The organism is Fructilactobacillus sp. X2R1C1, assembly GCF_059901435.1.
The window spans coordinates 1-246 of sequence record NZ_JBWXUV010000134.1 but is presented as its reverse complement, the minus strand read 5'-3'; the positions used below and the strand labels follow the sequence as shown (position 1 = coordinate 246).

The following is a 246-nucleotide window of genomic DNA, read 5'->3' as shown; positions in this document are numbered from 1 at the left end:
AGAAGGCATGCTCGAACTACACTTTGTTGCAGGTTTTTTTACTTTAGCGTTACTGCTTACCCGTTTAATTTGGGGGGTAATTGGTAGTAAAACTGCAAAACTCGCTGCACTTATTCATTCTCCACTGGCTGCCATAAAGTCATTTAAGCTTGGCGATACTAAGCCTGGACATGGGGCCGCTGGTAGCTATATGGTTATCGCATTTTTTATTTTGATTTTGACACAACTTATCAGCGGCCTAATGAC

1 protein-coding gene is annotated in these 246 nt (G+C 41.9%); it reads left to right on the top strand.

Going from position 1 to position 246, the window contains the following annotated elements; all coding sequences use genetic code 11:
- Positions 1-7: 7 nt before the first annotated feature.
- A partial coding sequence (locus AC6UDG_RS07775; RefSeq protein WP_500707001.1) for a hypothetical protein occupies positions 8-246 on the top strand: 239 nt, incomplete at its 3' end.